Origin of the sequence: Streptomyces sp. NPDC087310 (assembly GCF_044744405.1) — a bacterium.
Lineage (GTDB): Bacteria > Actinomycetota > Actinomycetes > Streptomycetales > Streptomycetaceae > Streptomyces.
The window spans coordinates 63761-80699 of the sequence record NZ_JBIUYF010000007.1; the positions used below are offsets into that span (position 1 = coordinate 63761).

16 protein-coding genes and 1 pseudogene are annotated in these 16939 nt (G+C 72.1%); 10 read left to right on the forward strand and 7 right to left on the reverse strand.

The window, feature by feature from the left end:
• Window positions 1–62: 62 nt before the first annotated feature.
• Together ACIO3P_RS26180 and ACIO3P_RS26185 are read left to right on the forward strand one after the other, a co-directional pair.
• Entirely contained in the window at window positions 63–725 is a 663-nt protein-coding gene (locus ACIO3P_RS26180) for a hypothetical protein (protein WP_401853853.1), read from the forward strand.
• A gap of 139 nt (window positions 726–864) precedes the next feature.
• Window positions 865–1551 carry a sigma-70 family RNA polymerase sigma factor gene (locus tag ACIO3P_RS26185; protein WP_329825179.1) on the forward strand — a complete coding sequence of 229 codons (687 nt, stop codon included), beginning with the start codon at window positions 865–867 and terminating at the stop codon, window positions 1549–1551.
• Window positions 1552–1614: 63 nt separating this feature from the next.
• On the opposite strand, the gene ACIO3P_RS26190 is transcribed toward ACIO3P_RS26185, so the two are convergent.
• A complete protein-coding gene (locus ACIO3P_RS26190; RefSeq protein ID WP_401853850.1) occupies window positions 1615–2172 on the reverse strand; it encodes a pyridoxamine 5'-phosphate oxidase family protein in 558 nt (185 codons plus the stop codon).
• Between the two features lie 127 nt (window positions 2173–2299).
• Window positions 2300–2689 (reverse strand): VOC family protein, encoded by a 390-nt coding sequence (locus tag ACIO3P_RS26195; protein ID WP_329825181.1) that lies wholly within the window; start codon window positions 2687–2689, stop codon window positions 2300–2302.
• A 253-nt stretch (window positions 2690–2942) separates the two neighbouring features.
• Between ACIO3P_RS26195 and ACIO3P_RS26200 the strand changes: the two genes are divergently transcribed.
• Entirely contained in the window at window positions 2943–3908 is a 966-nt protein-coding gene (locus ACIO3P_RS26200) for a LysR family transcriptional regulator (RefSeq protein ID WP_329825182.1), read from the forward strand.
• Here ACIO3P_RS26200 and ACIO3P_RS26205 read toward each other — a convergent pair.
• From ACIO3P_RS26205 to ACIO3P_RS26215, 3 genes and pseudogenes are all read right to left on the reverse strand, one after another.
• A complete protein-coding gene (locus ACIO3P_RS26205) occupies window positions 3827–4606 on the reverse strand; it encodes an SDR family NAD(P)-dependent oxidoreductase (protein ID WP_401853847.1) in 780 nt (259 codons plus the stop codon). The two genes, ACIO3P_RS26200 and ACIO3P_RS26205, sit on opposite strands and share 82 nt — an antisense overlap.
• A gap of 169 nt (window positions 4607–4775) precedes the next feature.
• Window positions 4776–5049 (reverse strand): annotated as a pseudogene (locus tag ACIO3P_RS26210) (riboflavin biosynthesis protein RibD); the annotation flags it as partial.
• 36 nt (window positions 5050–5085) lie between these two features.
• Entirely contained in the window at window positions 5086–6138 is a 1053-nt protein-coding gene (locus ACIO3P_RS26215; protein WP_401854049.1) for a LacI family DNA-binding transcriptional regulator, read from the reverse strand.
• Between the two features lie 282 nt (window positions 6139–6420).
• On the opposite strand from ACIO3P_RS26215, the gene ACIO3P_RS26220 reads away from it, so the two are divergent.
• The 4 genes from ACIO3P_RS26220 (at window position 6421) to ACIO3P_RS26235 (ending at window position 11614) form a co-directional block, all read left to right on the forward strand.
• Window positions 6421–7794 carry an extracellular solute-binding protein gene (locus ACIO3P_RS26220; RefSeq protein ID WP_401853845.1) on the forward strand — a complete coding sequence of 458 codons (1374 nt, stop codon included), beginning with the start codon at window positions 6421–6423 and terminating at the stop codon, window positions 7792–7794.
• A gap of 24 nt (window positions 7795–7818) precedes the next feature.
• On the forward strand, window positions 7819–8772 hold the full coding sequence (locus ACIO3P_RS26225) for a carbohydrate ABC transporter permease (RefSeq protein ID WP_401853843.1): 954 nt from the start codon (window positions 7819–7821) through the stop codon (window positions 8770–8772).
• A gap of 2 nt (window positions 8773–8774) precedes the next feature.
• Window positions 8775–9674, forward strand: coding sequence for a carbohydrate ABC transporter permease (locus ACIO3P_RS26230; RefSeq protein ID WP_329825186.1), 900 nt, complete (start codon window positions 8775–8777; stop codon window positions 9672–9674).
• Window positions 9675–9793: 119 nt separating this feature from the next.
• A complete protein-coding gene (locus tag ACIO3P_RS26235; RefSeq protein WP_401853840.1) occupies window positions 9794–11614 on the forward strand; it encodes a glycoside hydrolase family 2 protein in 1821 nt (606 codons plus the stop codon).
• A 69-nt stretch (window positions 11615–11683) separates the two neighbouring features.
• Here ACIO3P_RS26235 and ACIO3P_RS26240 read toward each other — a convergent pair whose 3' ends face one another.
• Window positions 11684–13327 carry an RICIN domain-containing protein gene (locus ACIO3P_RS26240; protein ID WP_401854046.1) on the reverse strand — a complete coding sequence of 548 codons (1644 nt, stop codon included), beginning with the start codon at window positions 13325–13327 and terminating at the stop codon, window positions 11684–11686.
• 359 nt (window positions 13328–13686) lie between these two features.
• Between ACIO3P_RS26240 and ACIO3P_RS26245 the strand changes: the two genes are divergently transcribed.
• The gene (locus tag ACIO3P_RS26245; RefSeq protein ID WP_401853838.1) at window positions 13687–14613 is read left to right on the forward strand and encodes a phosphotransferase; all 927 of its coding nucleotides are present in this window, start codon (window positions 13687–13689) and stop codon (window positions 14611–14613) included.
• Between the two features lie 49 nt (window positions 14614–14662).
• Here the strand turns inward: ACIO3P_RS26245 and ACIO3P_RS26250 are convergent, their stop codons facing one another.
• On the reverse strand, window positions 14663–15172 hold the full coding sequence (locus ACIO3P_RS26250) for a cupin domain-containing protein (protein ID WP_329825189.1): 510 nt from the start codon (window positions 15170–15172) through the stop codon (window positions 14663–14665).
• Between the two features lie 150 nt (window positions 15173–15322).
• Here ACIO3P_RS26250 and ACIO3P_RS26255 point away from each other — a divergent pair, with 150 nt between their 5' ends.
• Window positions 15323–15757, forward strand: coding sequence for an Rrf2 family transcriptional regulator (locus ACIO3P_RS26255; RefSeq protein ID WP_329825190.1), 435 nt, complete (start codon window positions 15323–15325; stop codon window positions 15755–15757).
• 35 nt (window positions 15758–15792) lie between these two features.
• Window positions 15793–16707 carry a DsbA family protein gene (locus tag ACIO3P_RS26260; RefSeq protein ID WP_401854043.1) on the forward strand — a complete coding sequence of 305 codons (915 nt, stop codon included), beginning with the start codon at window positions 15793–15795 and terminating at the stop codon, window positions 16705–16707.
• Window positions 16708–16939: the final 232 nt, after the last annotated feature.

Here is a 16939-nt window from a genome sequence, read left to right on the forward strand (position 1 = left end):
CCGCGGCACGAGAGGGATGCGAGGATGAGCCCGCCATGATTCCGGGGCGATGGTGTCGCGTGGTGCGGGCCGCGGTGTTCGCGGCCACCTGCGTGCTGCTCGCGGCCCTCGGACACGTCCGCATGTCGGGAACGGCCGTCCCGTGGTGGGCGATGATCGCCGCCTCCGCCACGACCGGCGTGGCGGCGTGGGCCCTGGCCGGGCGGGAACGCGGTTTCCCCGCGGTGCTGTCCACCACGGTGGCCGTCCAGGTCGCCCTGCACTCGGGGTTCTCGCTGGTTCAGGCCATGGAGCGGCCTCAACTGGAAAGCGGCGCGTCGTTCGCGGAACAGTGGATGTGGTACCTGCTGTGCGGAGCGACCACGCCCACCATGAGCGGCCACACCCACCCCGCCATGCACGGCATGGCGGACGGCATGGCCACCTCCGCCGGGCACGGAGTGGCGGACATGTCGCCGACCGGGATGCTCGCCTCCCACCTGCTGGCGGCGCTGCTGTGCGGTCTGTGGCTCGCATGGGGTGAGCAGGCCGCCTTCCGCGTCCTGCGGGCATGCGCCGGCTGGATCGTCGCGCCGCTCACGGTGGTGCTCCGACCGCCCGCGCCCCTCCACCGTCCGCACCACCGTGCCGTCCGCCCCCGGGCCACCACCGGCGCGCTCCAGCAGTTGCTCCTGGTCCACGCCATCACCTCCCGAGGTCCACCCGCCGGGACCGCTGTCATCTGACAGCCAGTTCCCCGCGGCCCCGACGGTCCTCGCACCGCGCGGCCCGGTCATCGGCCCTGCCCCGCCGGGGCCGTACCACCTCACCGGACCCGCCCGAACGCGGCTCCGGCTCCCGGACCTCGGAGAAGGACACCAGGCGATGAACCCTGCCCCGTATCCGCACCACCCCGTCGGCGCTGAGCCACCGCATCCTTCGCACACGAACGACGACACCATCACCGGCTGGGCGCTCGCCGCGCGGAGCGGCGACCCGGTCGCCGTGGAACGGTTCGTCAACGCACTGCACCGTGATGTCTGGCGCTACGTCGCCTACTTGAGCGCGGATCCGCAAGCGGCCGACGACCTGACGCAGGACACCTTCCTGCGGGCGCTCGGCAGTCTGCCCCGATTCGAAGGGCGTTCCTCCGCCCGCACCTGGCTGCTGACGATAGCCAGACGGACCTTTGTCGACAGTCTCCGCCATGCCGCCGCCCGGCCGCCCCTGTCGGACGCCACCGACTGGCGGTCGGCGGCCGAGCGGGCGCAACCCCGGGGAGTCCCCGGCTTCGAGGACGGGGTCGCGCTCGCGGAACTGCTGGCCACCGTGTCGGAGGACCGGCGGGACGCGTTCGTCCTCACCCAGGTGCTCGGTCTGCCGTACGCCGAGGCGGCGTCGGCCATCGGCTGCCCCGTGGGCACGGTCCGCTCCCGGGTGGCCCGGGCCCGTACCAGCCTGATCGAGATGCTGACCGCCGCCGAGCGTTCCGCCGAGGAGGGCGGACGGAGGCCGACCACCCGCCCCGCGCCCCTTCCGGGCCGATCGGACCTGGTGGGCACGGCGGCCTGACCGATACCCGGGGGCGCTGCCCGGGAGGCGCGGGGCGCCGGTGGCGGTCGTGGGTCCGGTCGCTCAGAACGCCCACCGCGTGTGGGTGTACGCCCCGTCGTCCCGGCCGAAGCCGTACGCGGTGGCGGGGGCCACCGCGTACACCGTCGCGTCGCCCTTCCGGAACGCGTCCCCGATCCCGTGGAAGGTGCCCTCGGGCGAGGTGATGTGCGGCCCGTACTTCGCCTCGTACGCCGTGATCACCTCCTCCAGTACGGCAGGGTCGGCGACCGGCTCCGCCCGGCCCTCGACCACGATGTCGAGTCCTTCGGTGAGCGAGTTCCGTCCGGTGGTCAGCGCGCAGTGCCCGTCATGAGCGAGGTTCCTCGCCTTCTGCTCTCCCGGGCCGGTGGAGAAGTACAGCACCCCGTCGTGCCAGGCGGCGAGCACGGGAGTGACGTGCAGCCGTCCGTCGGGGCGCACCGTGGACACCCAGAAGATCTCGGCGGACTCCATCTGCCGCTGGGCCTCGGCCCACTCGGTGGCAGTGGCGTTCACGGCGTCCGGGCGGGGATTGAGCGCGGAGCTGTAGCGGGCGTCGAGGTCGGTGGTGGGCTGCTTCGCGGGTCCGTGTGTCGGCATGGCGGATCTCCTTCGGACTCCTGATGGGATGTGAACGGACAGGCATGCAGTCAACTGAGCGGGCCTGCCGGCAGGGGCCATTGCTCCCCACGAGGGCGTGTCGCCGAGATCGTTCCCGTGGTGATCCTCAGGCGTCCTGCGGGTACCAGCGCAGCTCCACGGTATTGCCGTCCGGGTCCGCGACATAGAGGGAGATCGCGGTGCCCCGGGCGCCGAAGCGCTCGCCGGGGCCGTCCAGCACCGTGAAGTCGCCGGAGTCGATGACCTGTTGCCAGTCGAGCGGCTCCACCACCAGGCAGATGTGGTCGACGTTGGAGCCCTCCGGCCGCCCGGCGGGCCCCTTGATGAGGTCGATGACGGTGGTGGGGCTCACCCGTACGGACGGAAAGGGGGCCTGGCCGGCCCGCCACTCCTCCACCCGCACCGGTTCCAGCCCCAGGGGGCCGGTGTAGAAGGCGAGCGAGCGTTCGATGTCGGTGACGTTCAGGACGAGGTGGTCGAAGGCGATCACGCGCATGGTGGTCTCCCTGAGGTCGGGGCGCGGGGCGCCGGTGCTGGTACGACGGGGACGGCGGCCCGGACCTCGCTGGTACGGGGACGGTGGCCCGGACCTCGCCGGTACGGGGACGGTGGCCCCGTACCTCGCCGGCACGGGGCGGCGGCAGGTTGTGAACCGCCGTGGCACGCCGTCGGCTTCAGCATCGCCGAGCAGGCATCCATCGGTCCAACACATGTTTGTCATCCGGTCCATCGTGTTTCACGATGGACCGATGGATCTTCAGCAGATGCGCTACGTCCTCGCGGTGGCGGAGACCGCGAGTTTTACCCGCGCGGCCGAGCGGTGCCATGTCGTCCAGTCCGCGCTCAGCCACCAAGTGGCCCGGCTGGAGAAGGAATTGGGCGCCCGGCTGTTCGAGCGCACCAGCCGCCGCGTGCGGCTGACCACCGCCGGAGAGGCGTTCCTGCCCGCCGCCCGCCAGGCGTTGGAGGCGGCCGAGCGGGCCCGGGCGGAGGTGGCGGCGGCCACCGGTGAGATACGGGGCAGGCTGGCCGTCGGGTCGATCCCCACCGTGTCGGCCGTCGATCTCCCGGTGGTGCTGCGGGACTACCGCCTGCGCTACCCCCAGGTGCGGATCAGCCTGCGGGCCGGCTCCAGCGAGGCCCTCGCGGAGCAGGTGCGCGACGGCAGGCTGGACGCGGCGTTCCTCGGCGTACAGCCCGGATTCCGGCCGAAGGGCGTCCACGACCGGGAACTCGCCCACGGGCAGCACGTCGCTGTGGTCGCCCCGGGCCACCCGCTGGCCACCGAGCACGAGGTGGACCTCCGCCTCCTCGCCGAGGAGCCGTTCGTGGATTTCGCCGAGGGCAGCGCCGCCCGCGCCCAGTCGGACGAGGCGTTCGCGGCGGCCGACCTGCGGCGCGAGGTCGCCTTCGAGGTGTCCGGGGTCGAGCTCATGGCCCGGATGGTCCGCAACGGGCTGGGCATCGCCCTGCTGCCCGCGGCGTTCGCCGCCGAACTGCACGGTCTGCGGAGTGTGCCGGTCACCAACGGGCCGGTACGGGTGGAGCGCCTCGTCTGGAGCCGGTTCACCCCGTCACCGGCGGCTTCAGCCTTTCTCGACCTGCTGGGCGTCGAGAGCCGTCGCCCTCCGGCTCACTCACCCATCGAGCGGGCCATCGCGGTCAGCGCGTCGCGTCGCGGCATCGCGAGCAGGGTGTCGAAGAGCTGCCGGTAATGCGCGCTGGGGATGTGCGTGGGACCGTCGCGCAGGTGCTCCAGGGCCGAGCGGGCGACATCGTCCGGTGACATCAGGTCCTGAAGGGTTGTGGGATCGACGCCCTGAAGCCGTGGCGCTTCGGTGTCGGTCGCCCCCGGGCACAGCGTCAGCACGTCCACACCGGCCGGAGCGAGTTCCGCCCACAGGGCCTCACCGAGGGCATTCACATAAGCCTTGGTGGCCGAGTAGCCCGCCGAGTACGGGCATCCCACGAGCCCTTCGACCGAACTGGTGAAGAGGACACCGCCGCGCCCGCGTTGCCTCAGCCTCGGGGCGAGGCCGTGCGCAAGCTGCGTCGGGGCCTGGCAGTTGACCATGAGCATCGCCGAGAGGGACCCGGCGTCGCCCTCGTCGAACGTCCCCTTCACACCGAAGCCGGCATTGCTCACCAGCAGGCCGACGTCCAGTGACGCCACCGCGTCCAGGATCTCCCCGGCCGCCGCCGGATCCGCCAGATCGACCGGCAGTGCCGAGGCATGGACGCCGTAAGTGTCCCGCAGTTCTTCGGCGAGTGCGTGCAGCCGATCGCGGCGACGGGCGACGAGCACGACATCGAGTCCGTGGCCGGCCAGTTGGGTGGCGAACGAGCGGCCTATGCCCGAGGAGGCCCCGGTGACGACCGCCACCGGCCCGTACCGCTGCGCGAATTCACCCATGCCGTGTACTCCCTCTGTCCTGGGCGCCGCGGCCTTGGCCTCGGGACCGACTCGACGTCGGGCACAGTGAATCTTGGGTTCCGGATCTAAGTCAAGCGGGTGACTTATCGACGGTGTCGGAGTCTCCGGCGCTGCCCGGAACCCCGATGGGCGGCGCCGACCGCTCGCCGGAGAGGACGAGAATGTCGCCACCCCCTGGTCCCCTTGAGGTCCGCGACCACCTCGGCGGTCGGCCTGTCGACGATCGTCGTCCGCTCCCACGGCGCCTCGCCGAGGGAGGCGGAGAGAACCACCTTGTCGGTGTCGACGAGCCACTGCGCGAAGCCCTCGTCGCGCGGGTCGGCGCCCGCCATGCCGATGACGGTGGGCCAGAAGCCGAGGAAACCCTCGGCGTTGACCCGGCCGAGCAGGGCCGTCGTCGTCGGCTCCCAGAGGCTGGTCAGCGGCCGAGGCTCAGCCCCACCCCCTTCCCGTGCGGATCAGGGGCGCGCGCCCTCGGTGCTCTCGCGCAGGACGAGACGGTGTGCCACGACGCGGTCCTGCGGGGACAGGGGGACCGCCGCCGGCCCGTCCGCCCCGTCCCGCGGCCGGGTCGCCTCGTCGATGCGGTGCCGCAGCAGTTGTACGGCGACGTTGGCCACCGCCCCCTTGTCGGGGGCCACGGTGCTCAGGGTCGGTACGCTGAACCGCCCGCCCTCCACGTCGTCGAAGCCCATCACCGCGATGTCCTCGGGCACCCGTACACCCTGCTCGTGCAGTGCGCGCAGCGCGCCCAGGGCCAGTTGGTCGTTGAGGCACAGCAGTGCGTCGGGGCGGGCGCCGGCGCTCAGGGCCCGGGTCACCGCGTCGGCCCCGTCGGGCATCCGGAAGGCGTCCACGGGCAGCAGCGCCGCCGCGTCGAAGGCGATGCCCGCGGCCGACAGGGCCGCGCGGTAGCCGCGGGTGCGCGCCTCGGCGGTGCCCAGGCCCGGCTCGTCCCGGCCGCCGATGACCAGGATGTCGCGGTGGCCGCGGGCGATCAGATGCTCGGTGGCCTCCCGCGCGGCCTGTTCGTTGTCGATCGCCACATGGTCCGCGCCCTCCTCCAGCAGCTCTCCCAGCAGGACCGTCGGCGGTGACCCGGCGTTCTCGCGCAGGTCGTCGGAGGTCAGGGCCAGCGGACTGAGGATGATGCCGTCGACGAAGTCGGAGCCGAACCCCGACAGCGCCGCCAGCTCGTGCCGGCGGTCCCCGCCGGACTGGTGGACCAGCACGGTCAGCGAGCACTGCTCGGCCGCGCGGATGACATGCCGGGCGAGTTCGGCGAAGTACGGAACGTCCAGTTCCGGTACGACCAGGGCGATGACACCGCTGCGCCCGGTGCGCAGATGGCGGCCCGCCAGGTTCACCCGGTAGCCGAGCTGGTCGATGGCCTCGCGGACCACCTGCCTGGTCCGGTCGGACACATGGACGTAGTCGTTGATCACGTTGGAGACGGTCTTCTCCGACACGCCCGCGTGCCGTGCGACGTCCTTGATCCTGGGTCGTGCCACCGTCATCTCCCCCTGCCACTTGCGCACCACCGAGTCTATGCCGTGGCGGGCCGCGCCGATCACGGCGGCATCCGGCGCTGCCTGGCCTTCCGGCCGCGCGGCGGGCCCCTGCAGCAAGCGGTGCCGCACCTCTTTACAGCCGTTGTACATCGATGTAAAAACATGGCATCGCGCCGGTCGCCGGAGCGGTGCCCACCCGTTTCGGCGGTGGGCCGCCACCGGTTGCCCATGCCGGTGGCCGCCGTCAACCGGCATGGTCGACCGGCCGTCGAAAGGTCCGTGATGAGTTCTTCTCCACCTGCCCCCGGGCCGCGGCCCGCGCTCACGCCCCCGCCGACGGCGGGCGTGAGCCGCCGCGGCCTCCTGCGCTACGGCATGGCCGGCGCCGGCGCCGCGCTGCTCGCCTCCGGCCCGCTGACCGGCTGCGCCTCGCCGGCCGCGTCCTCCGATGCCTCGGCCCTGAAGGTCTGGGACCTCTTCCAGGGCGGGGACGGCATCCTGATGAACGACATGATCAAGGCCGTCTCCACCGCCCCCGACGGCTTCGCCGTCGACCGCACCATCCTGGAGTGGGGTCCGTCCTACTACACCAAGCTCGCCATGTCGGCGGCCGGAGGCCGGGCGTCCGACGTGGCCGTCCTCCACCTCTCCCGGCTGGCCGGATACGCCCCCGGCGGACTGCTGGACCCCTTCGACCTCGACCTGCTCGCCGAATTCGGCTGCGGCGAGGCCGACTTCACCCCGGCCGTCTGGAAACGGACGCGGTACGAGGGGACCGTGTACGCGATCCCGCTGGACGTCCACCCCTTCATCGTCTTCTACGACCGCGACGCCGCGGACCAGGCCGGACTCCTCGACCCCTCGGGCGAACTCGCCCCGATGGGCTCCCCCGAGGCCCTGCTGGACGCGGGGAAGGCGCTCGCGAAGGTCACCGGCGGCTCGGGCATCCTCTTCGGCCATGTCACCGACACCGCGCAGTGCTGGCGGCAGTTCGCCGCCCTCTACGCCCAGACCGGCGCCTCCTTCACCCTGCCCGACGGCGGCGCGCCCGAGATCGACACCGACGCCGCGGTCCGGGTCGTGTCGTTCATGCAGCGGCTCTTCGACGGCAGGACCAACCCCAACAACCTCGACTACTACGGTGCGATGGCCGCGTTCCTCGACGGCCGCGGCGGGATGGTCATGCTCGGCGAGTGGGAACTGCCCGCCCTGCGCAAGTCGGGCATCAACCTGGGGGCCGCCCCCTTCCCGCAGGTCTTCGAACGCCCCGCCGTCTACACCGACTCCCACAGCTTCGTCCTGCCGCATCAGGCCGACCCCGACCCCGCGCGGCGCCGCGAGGCCCACCGGTACGTCGCACAGATGCTCAAGCAGAGCCTCACCTGGGCGAGCGCCGGGCACATCCCCGCGTACCAGCCCGTACTGGGCCGTCCCGAGTACGCGAAGCTGCGCCCCCAGTCGTCCTACGCGGACGCGGGCGAGGTGGCGGTGCTCGACCCGCCGAACTGGTTCGCGGGAGCGGCCTCGAACTTCCAGAACCGCATGTGCCAGCCGCTCCAGGCGGCGCTGCTCGGCAACACCTCGGCCGAGAAGGCGGTGCGGCAGATGGTCCGTGAGGCGGACGCGCTGCTTCGGCAGCCCAACCCGGTGGCCTGACCGGAGCACAAGGAGCGTACAGACGTGACAACCACCGTACCCACCGGTACCGCCGTGCCCACCGGCACGCCACCGTCCACCCCTCCGCGCCGCCGACTGCCCTTCCGTACCAAGAAGGACGCCGCCGGCCGGAGCGACGGCCTGCTCTTCGTGCTGCCCTTCCTGGTGCTCTTCGGCCTCTTCCTGGTCTGGCCCGTCGCCCACGGCGTCTGGATGAGCTTCACCGACAGCTCGCTCGCGCTGCGCGACACCACCTTCGTCGGGTTCGCCAACTACGCCGAGGCGTTCCGCGACCCGGACGTCTGGAGCAGCCTGGGCAACACACTCGTCTTCACCCTCATCTCGTGCGTCCCCCTGGTGCTCGTCTCCCTCGCGATGGCGCTGCTGGTCCACAGCGGTCTGGCCGGCCAGTGGGCGTGGCGCCTGGCGTTCTTCGCGCCCTATCTGCTGCCCGTCACCGTGGTGACCCTCATCTGGACGTGGCTGTACCAGCCGGACATCGGCTTCGGGAACGAACTGCTCGGCGCGTTCGGCATGGAGCCCGTCGGCTGGCTGTCCGACGAGTCGGTCGCCATGTGGTCCATCGCCGCCCTCACCGTCTGGTGGACCGTCGGCTTCAACTTCCTGCTCTACCTGGCCGCACTCCAGGCCCTGCCGGAGACCCTCGACGAGGCCGCCGCGCTCGACGGCGCGGGCGCCTGGCGACGGCTGTGGTCCGTCACCCTGCCCCAACTGCGCAGGACCACCGTGCTGGTGGCCATGCTCCAGATCCTGGCCTCGCTCAAGGTCTTCGACCAGATCTACATCCTCACCAAGGGCGGCCCCAACGGCACCACCCGTCCCATCCTGGAGTACGTCTACGACGTCGGGTTCACCGGCTACCGGCTGGGCTACGCCTCGGCCATCTCCTACATCTTCTTCGCGCTGGTGATCGTCATCTCCGTCGCGCAGCTCCGCTTCTTCCGCCAGGAGGACTGACCGTGTCCGCTACCGCAACTCCTGTGCGCCCGCGGCGCCGCGCGCCCCGCGAGGCCGGCGGCTCACCGATGCTGCTCGGCCCGGGACGGCTGCCGCGCGTCCTGGCCGGGACCGCGCTGGTCGTCCTGGCGACCGTCTGGCTGCTGCCGCTCGTCTGGGCGGTCGCCACCTCGCTCCAGAGCGAGCAGGACGTGGCGAAGCCGGGCCTGTCCCCGTTCAAGGGCGCCTTCACCCTGGAGTCCTACCGGCAGATCCTGGACCGCGGGAACGTACTCACCTGGGCCTTCAACAGCTTCCTCGTGGCCGGACTGGTCACCCTGATCACCGTGGTGGTCTCCACCCTCGCCGCCTACGGTTTCGCGCGCGGTACGTTCCGGGGGCGCCGGGCCCTGCTGGCCGTCACCGTCGCCGCCATCATGGTGCCGCCGCAGTTGCTCGTCGTCCCCCTCTTCGAGCAGATGCTCCTGTTCAACCTGGTGGACACGTACGCGGCGGTCATCCTGCCCCAAGTGGTGGCGCCGATGATGGTGTTCATCCTCAAGCGGTTCTTCGAGGGGCTGCCCCGGGACCTGGAGGACGCCGCCCGGATCGACGGCGCGTCCGAGGGCAGGGTCTTCCTGTCGATCGTCCTGCCGCTGTCCCGGCCCATCGTGGCCGCCGTCGCGATCTTCGTGTTCATCGGCGCCTGGAACAACTTCATGTGGCCGTTCATCGTCACCAACGACCCCGGCCTCATGACCCTCCCGGTGGGCCTGGCCACCGTCAAGGACTCCTTCGGCATCCTGTACGCGCAGTCCATGGCGTCCGCGCTGCTCGCCTCGCTGCCGCTGATCGTCATGTTCCTGCTCTTCCAGCGGCGCATCATCAGATCGGTGGCCACCACGGGTCTCGGCGGCACCTGACCCCGGCTGCCCCGGCCGATCCTGGCTGCCCCGGCCGATCCCGGCCGGTCCCGTATTTACATCGATGTACATTGTGGGTTCGGTGACAGCGCCGCCCCCTCACACCGACTGGAGCATGTGTGCCCACTTCCTCCGTACCGCGCCCGGAGTACCCGCGACCCCAGTTCGTCCGTGACGACTGGCTCAACCTCAACGGCACCTGGCAGTTCGAGACCGACCGAGGGGACAGCGGCCTGGAACGAGGTCTCCTGGACCGCGCCCTGACCGGCGAGATCGTTGTCCCCTTCCCGCCCGAATCGGAGCTGTCCGGCATCGGCGACACCGATTTCCTGGAGGCCGTGTGGTACCGGCGGGTACTCACCCTGCCGCCGGAGTGGGCCGGACGCCGGGTGCTGCTGCACTTCGGCGCCGTCGACTACGACACCACCGTGTGGGCCAACGGCACCGAAGTGGCCCGCCACCGGGGCGGGTTCACCCCGTTCACCGCCGACCTCGGTGACCTCGCGGGCTCCGGCGAGGTCACTCTCACCGTCCGCGCCCGCGACCCGCGGTCGGGCCCGCAGGCCCGGGGCAAGCAGGCCGTCCAGTACGCCAACCACGACTGCAACTACACCCGGGTCACCGGGATCTGGCAGACCGTGTGGCTGGAGCCCGTCCCCGACCTCCACCTGCGGCGTCCGCGCGTCACCCCCGACCTGGCGGGATCGGCGTTCCATCTGGAACTGCCGCTCTCCGGCAACCGGCCCGGCCACCGGGTGCGCGCCGTCCTCACCGACGACGACGGGGAGGTCTGCCGCGCGGAGGCCCGCGCCGACCTCGACCTCGCACCGCGCCTGCACCTGCCCGTACCCGAGGAGCGGCTGCGCGCGTGGGGCCCGGAGGATCCGCACCTGTACGACCTGCGGATCGAACTCCTCGACGCGGCGGGCGAGGTGACCGACAGCGCGGAGAGCTACGCCGGCCTGCGGGCCGTGGGCATCCGCGGCAAGGCCGTCACCCTCAACGGGCGGCCCCTCTTCCAGCGGCTGGTGCTCGACCAGGGCTGGTACCCGGACGGCCTGATGACCGCGCCGACGGACGCCGCCCTGGTCCACGACATCGAGCTCGCCATGGCGGCGGGCTTCAACGGGGCGCGGCTGCACCAGAAGGTCTTCGAGGAGCGCTTCCTCTACCACGCGGACCGCCTCGGCTACCTGGTCTGGGGGGAGTTCGGCGACTGGGGCTGCGAGACGGGCGGTTCGTCGGGCGACAACCAGCAGCCGGACGCCTCCTACACCGCCCAGTGGCTGGAGGCGCTGGAACGCGACTACTCGCACCCCTCGATCATCGGGTGGTGCCCGCTCAACGAGACGTATCAGAAGCTGCACGACCGCGTCACCCAACTCGACGCCGTGACCCGGGCGATGTTCCTGGCCACCAAGGCCATGGACACGACCAGGCCGGTCCTCGACACCTCCGGATACGCCCACCGGGTCATCGAGACCGACATCTACGACTCCCACAGCTACGAACAGGACCCGGCCGCCTTCCAGCGCCAGATGTCGGGCCTGGCCAAGGACGACCCGTACCTCAACACCCATGAGAACGGCGCCGTCTACTCCCTTCCCTACCGGGGCCAGCCCTACTTCGTCAGCGAGTTCGGCGGCATCTGGTGGGACCCCGCCGCAGCCGCCGCGTCGTCCGGCGAGGACCGGACGGAGTCCTGGGGATACGGCGAACGGGTGCGCGACGAGAAGGAGTTCCACGCGCGGTTCGAGGGGCTCACGGGCGTGCTGCTGGACGACCCCGCCATGTTCGGCTACTGCTACACCCAACTGACCGACGTGTTCCAGGAACGCAACGGCGTCTACCGGTTCGACCGCGGCGCCAAGCTCGACGTCGAACGGATCCGCGCCGCGCAGATACGTCCGGCCGCCATCGAGGAGCAGGACGCCTCGTAGCGGAGTCTCTCGCCGTACGCCAACGCCTCCCCGGCCTGTGCCGGGAAGGCGTTGGCGTACGCGAGCCGGTCAGACCCGGCGCAGGTGCCAGAGCTGGGGCTGGAGGCCGTTGCACGTCCACTGGCGCACATCGGCACCCGGTACGCGCGAGCCCTCGGCCACGTCCAGACACTGACCGCTGGACCGGGCGACGAGCCGGTAGGAGCCGCGGCCGACGTTCTCCAGCCGCCAGTCCTGCGCGGCGGCGCCGTTGCAGTACCACTGGCGCACATCGGCGCCCGGCGTCTGCGAGCCGTCCTTCACGTCCAGGCAGTACCCGCTGTTGCGGCCGGTGAGGGTGAAGCGGTCGCCGCCGCGGGCACGCAGGGTCCACTCCTGCGGTCCGAGGCCGTTGCACGTCCACTGCTGTACGTTGCCGCCCGGCAGCCGGGAGTCCTCGGCCACGTCCAGGCAGTGCGCGCTGTTGGCGTTCACGAGCCGGTACAGGGCGCCGTCCGCCACACCGGCAGCGTCACCGCTGCCGGTGATCCCGGCGGTGGCGTAGTAGGGCTTGCAGACGGTGCCGTCCCAGTCGGTGGCGATTTCGAGGACCTGCCTCCCGTCGGCCGAGGGGAGCAGCGGTGAACTGTAGTTCTGGCAGTAGTTCGCCGTCGGGTTCGCCACCCGCACCGGCGACTCGATCTCGTACCAGGGCCCGGTGCCGTTCTCCGTGTTGGCGAGGATCGTCCGGCCGCTGTCCGCCGCCGGGGTGCCGTCACGGTTGAGCAGTTGCTGCCCGATCAGCAGCAGCCGGCCGTTCGGTCCGCCGTCCGGAGCGGGTGCCCAGGCGACGGTCGGCGCGGCCCGGAAGTACTTGCCGTCGACCGTCTCGGGACGGAACCCGAGCGAGGCCGGATCCCCCCAGTTCCAGCCGTCCGCCGAGGTCCGGTAATGCACCACACACTGGTACTGGCCGCCGGGGTTGCAGATCTCGTAACTCATGAAGTACGTGCTGTTCGGCAGCTTGCGCACCATCGGCATCCCGGGCCGGTCGGGCTGCCAGCCGCTCGCCACCGTGTCGCGGCGGTCCTGCCAGTGCACCCCGTCGTAACTGCGGGAGGCGGACAGCTTCTGGCTGTGCCCGGCGTCGGTCTCGTCGGCGTAGTGGCAGACGAGCGCCCCGTCCGCCGCGACGGAGAACTCCGGCTCCCACAGCCCGCCCGTGCCGCTCGCGGTGGCACAGGACGACAGGTAGGACCAGGTACGGCCCACGTCGTTGCTGCGCCAGACCCGCAGGGACATCCGCCGGTTCGGCTCGTCCTGTCCGGCGGACGCCGCCCAGAGGAGCGTGCCGGCCGGCAACGCGCCCACCTGCCGGGGGAGTTCGAACAGGGTGCCGCAGCACTGCCCCTGGCCCCCGGACGACTCCGGATCGGCGACCTTGCCCACCTCACGGAAGACCGAGCCGTTGTCCGTGCTCTCGTGGAAGGCGGCGATGCCGTTGTCGCCCTCGAAGGTGGTGACGCTCGCGAGTACGCGCCCGTTCGCGGCGCCGTTGTGCGCGAGCCGGATGGCCCGGGGGTAGAGCCCGGTGCCGTTGCGCAACGGCGTACCCGTGGCGGCGGGGGCGGCGTCCCGCACCGCGGCGCCGGAGGTCCCCGCCGTACCGGCGGCGAGAGCGGGGGCGGCGGGCACGAGCAGCGCGAGGCTCAACGCCCCGGCCGCGCCCAGCAGTACGGCACGGGCTCTTCGCCGGAGGCGGCCGTCGTCACGGGGGCGGGCCGGGGGAGCGGGGGTGGGGGACAGGCCACGCGAGAGGGGGCCGCGGGGCCCGCGGAAGCGGGGATGGCGGAGACGGAACACGGAGCTCCTTCCTGGGGGCGCACGGGATGCGAGCGCCAGAGTAGAGCCGCGTGTACATCGATGTACACAGACGTGCGCCAACCTTCTTACATCGATGTACACATGGCGGTGACGTCCTCGGTGCGCGGCGGCCCTGACCCCGTAAGGCCCAGGTGGCGACGGTGCCTTGGCGCCGCCCGGCGGCGGAATTCCGGTGACCGCGGCCCGTGTACTCCCTAGGATCGGATCTTGTGTTCTCCCGTCCTTCCTTCATCAGTGACGCGGCGGTCTCCCGCGCGGTCGGTACGCACTGGCTGCCCGAGGTCGCCGAAATCGACTACCTGCCCGTGGGGTTCGGCGCGCACCACTGGCGGGTGGCCGGCGGCGGTACGACGCTGTTCGTGACGCTGGACCAGTTGGGCCCCCGGCACACCGCGGCGTCGCTGGAGGCCGCCTACGCCGGAGCCGCCGCACTGGCCGTCGCCGGTCCGGACGTGGTGTGCGCGCCGCTGCCCGCCCGGTCCGGACGGTTCACCGTCGATGTCGGAGCCGGTGTGCTCAGTGTGACGCCGTGGTGGGAGGGACGGTCCCCGACCGAGGCGGAGGCGGCCGAGCCGGGACACATCCGTGAGGTCGTCGCCGCGCTGGCCGCGCTGCACGGCGCCGTACCACCCGACGGTCTGCGGCCGTGGGCTCCACGGGTCGGCCCGGAGTTCGCCGACGAGTTGCGGGCCCGTACGGCACGCACCTGGACGTCAGGACCGCTGGCGGAGGAGGCGCGGGTCGCGATCGCCGCGCGTGAGGACGCGATCGGCCGCTGGACGGGCCGGTACCTCGACCTGGCGGAGATCGCGCTCTCCCACCGCGACTCCTGGGTGCCCACCCACGGCGAGCCGCACCACGCCAACCAGGTCGTGGGCGCCCGCGGGTTGCGGCTGGTCGACTGGGAGTCGCTGGCCCTCGCACCGCGCGAGCGTGACTACGCGGACCTGCTCGGGGCCGGTGCGGGCGACCAGTTGGGCCCCGACCCGGCGATGGTCGAGCTGTTCGCGCTCGACTGGCGGCTCTCCGAGATCGCCGAGTACGCGGGCTGGTTCGCCGCCGTACACACCGGTACCGACGACGATCACATCGCCCTGCGCGGGCTGTACGAGGAGCTGTCGGAGACCCCGGGCTGAAACGGGTGGGCGGCCCGCCCGCGATCCGGTGTGGCCACCGTCAGGCCCGTCAGGCATCCTCGGCCGGAAGCGCGTACAGATGGGGCAGGTTGACCACCACCGCCTCCTGGGTGCTGCGGGCGATGACCACCACGGCCTCCTCGGTGGGGTGGGGGTTCTCCTCCCGGTGCGGCACGAACGGCGGGACGAAGACGTAGTCACCGGGGGAGGTGCGCAGACGTACCTCCTGGGGTTCGTCACCCGAGTCGTCCAGGAAGACGAACTCCGGGTGTCCGGCGACCACATGGATGGCGGTCTCGGACGCGCCGTGGTGGTGGTCGGAGGAGGAGGTCGCGGGGGCCACCAGGGTCTGGCCCATCCACAGCTTCTCGGAGCCGACGGTCTTCCCGCTGATCGCGGCGAACCTCCGCATGCCGCCGCTCTGTGCCGTGTCGGCGTCCAGGGCGTCCGCGCGGATGTGGTGCAGACGGGTGCGCAACGATGCCGCCGGGCGGCCCTCGGCGTCGGGGAGATGCGGGTGGAAACCCTCACCCGGGGTGGTCGTCGGCGGCTCGCTCATGGCACGGACGCTAGGGCGGCGGCCAAAAGGATGTCAAGAGGTGTCCTTTGGGCTTCACCTGCGGCAATGTTCCCGCAACGAACCGGGGGAGGCGACGGAAGCCCACCGGAAGTCCTCGCCTCCGACCGGCCGTCCGGGCATGATGGGCGCATGCATATCTCCGCGAAGGCGGACTACGCCACGCGGGCTCTTCTGGAGCTCGCCCGTGAAGCCGGCCGTCCGCTCACCTGCGAGGCCATCGCCTCCTCGCAGGACATTCCGTTCCGGTTCCTGAAGTCCGTGGTGGGCGAGTTGCGGAAGGCCGGTCTGGTGCGCAGTCAGCGCGGCTGCGAGGGCGGGTACTGGCTCGGCAGGCCCGCCGAGGAGATCACGGTTCTGGACGTCGTGCGCGCCGTCGACGGCGAAGTGATCACCCTGCGCGGCGAGTCGCTGGCCGGGCTCGACTACCCGGGCCCCGCGGCGGGCCTGCCCAGGGTGTGGCGGCAGGTCGAGGCGGACGCGGTGGCGGTGCTGGGCGCAGTGGCCCTGGCCTCGCTGCTGCCCGCCGACGAGGCGGGACGGCGCCCCAGGATCGGCGCCGCGTGACAGGCACACCGCGGCCGCAGCCGCCGCTGGTGGAGATGGTGGAGTACACCGACCCCCTGTGCCCCTGGTCCTGGGGATCGGAGCCCGTGTTCCGCCGGCTGCGGGAGGCGCTGGCCGACCGGGTCCGCTGGCGACGGGTGTACGCCATCCTCTTCGACCACGACGACGCCCCGGCGCCCGACCCGGCGGCCGAGACGGCCTGGTACGAGCGGTACGTGGCGGAGGTCGCCGCGCACACCCTGGCCCCGCGCGCGGTCCGGCTGAGCCGCGTGGCGGCCAGCTCCTGGCCCTCCTCGCTCGTCGCCAAGGCCGCGGAACTCCAGGGCCCCGACGTCGCCGAACGGGTGCTGCGGCGGCTGCGGGAGACCGTCTTCGTCCTCGGTGAACCGGCGGACACCACCGCGCTGGCGCTGTCCGCGGTACGCGGGGTGCCGGATCTGGACCCGGAGCGACTGGCGGCCGACGCCGCCAGCGCCGACGTCCTGGAACGCGTACGCGCCGACCGTGCGGAGGCGCGCCGTCCGGTCCCCGAAGTGCGGTCCGTACGCGGCGGATCGCCGCATCCCGGCGCCGCCAAGGAGACCGCCGACGGCGGATACCGCTACGCGCTGCCGACGCTGCTGGTCCGGGCCCCCTCGGGGTACCGCGTGGTGCCCGGCCTGCGGTCCTTCGAGGAGTACGCGACGGCCGTCGACGCGGTCGGCCCGGGGCTGCTGGAGACCGCGGCGCCGCTCTCCCCGGCCCAGGCGCTGGAGCGCCACCGGAGCCTGACCGAACCCGAGCGGCCGGGGCCGGCGGAGGGCGCCTGGCCGCCGCCGCACGCGGTCCGGGTGGACACCGGGAACGGCCCGCTGTGGCTGCATCCCCGGGAAGCCGCGGTGCATCCGGCCACCCGTCACCCGCTCCCGCAGGGCCCCGACCCCGAGGCCGGAGACCGTTCCACCGAATGAGACACCAATTGGTGTCCATTGACAGCCTCTGACGGTCGGCCCCAGGATGTGCAGCATGCTCACGACGCATCCCGGTGTGGTGTGCCGCTACGTGGACCTGCGGCGCACCTCCAGCGCACTCTGTCGCTGACCACCCGCCGCCGCTCCCGGCCCTCAGGCACCGCCTGACCCCCGCCCGCGGCACCGGCGTTCCGCCGGGCCTCGCCCGCACCCGCGCCTCCCCCCTCTCCGC

Excerpts from the sequence above, each read along its gene's own strand:
- ACIO3P_RS26185 (WP_329825179.1), top strand. The coding sequence starts at position 865 with ATGAACCCTGCCCCGTATCCGCACCACCCCGTCGGCGCTGAGCCACCG.
- ACIO3P_RS26190 (WP_401853850.1), bottom strand. The coding sequence starts at position 2,172 with ATGCCGACACACGGACCCGCGAAGCAGCCCACCACCGACCTCGACGCC.
- ACIO3P_RS26195 (WP_329825181.1), bottom strand. The coding sequence starts at position 2,689 with ATGCGCGTGATCGCCTTCGACCACCTCGTCCTGAACGTCACCGACATC.
- ACIO3P_RS26200 (WP_329825182.1), top strand. The coding sequence starts at position 2,943 with ATGGATCTTCAGCAGATGCGCTACGTCCTCGCGGTGGCGGAGACCGCG.
- ACIO3P_RS26205 (WP_401853847.1), bottom strand. The coding sequence starts at position 4,606 with ATGGGTGAATTCGCGCAGCGGTACGGGCCGGTGGCGGTCGTCACCGGG.
- ACIO3P_RS26220 (WP_401853845.1), top strand. The coding sequence starts at position 6,421 with ATGAGTTCTTCTCCACCTGCCCCCGGGCCGCGGCCCGCGCTCACGCCC.
- ACIO3P_RS26250 (WP_329825189.1), bottom strand. The coding sequence starts at position 15,172 with ATGAGCGAGCCGCCGACGACCACCCCGGGTGAGGGTTTCCACCCGCAT.
- ACIO3P_RS26255 (WP_329825190.1), top strand. The coding sequence starts at position 15,323 with ATGCATATCTCCGCGAAGGCGGACTACGCCACGCGGGCTCTTCTGGAG.
- ACIO3P_RS26260 (WP_401854043.1), top strand. The coding sequence starts at position 15,793 with ATGGTGGAGTACACCGACCCCCTGTGCCCCTGGTCCTGGGGATCGGAG.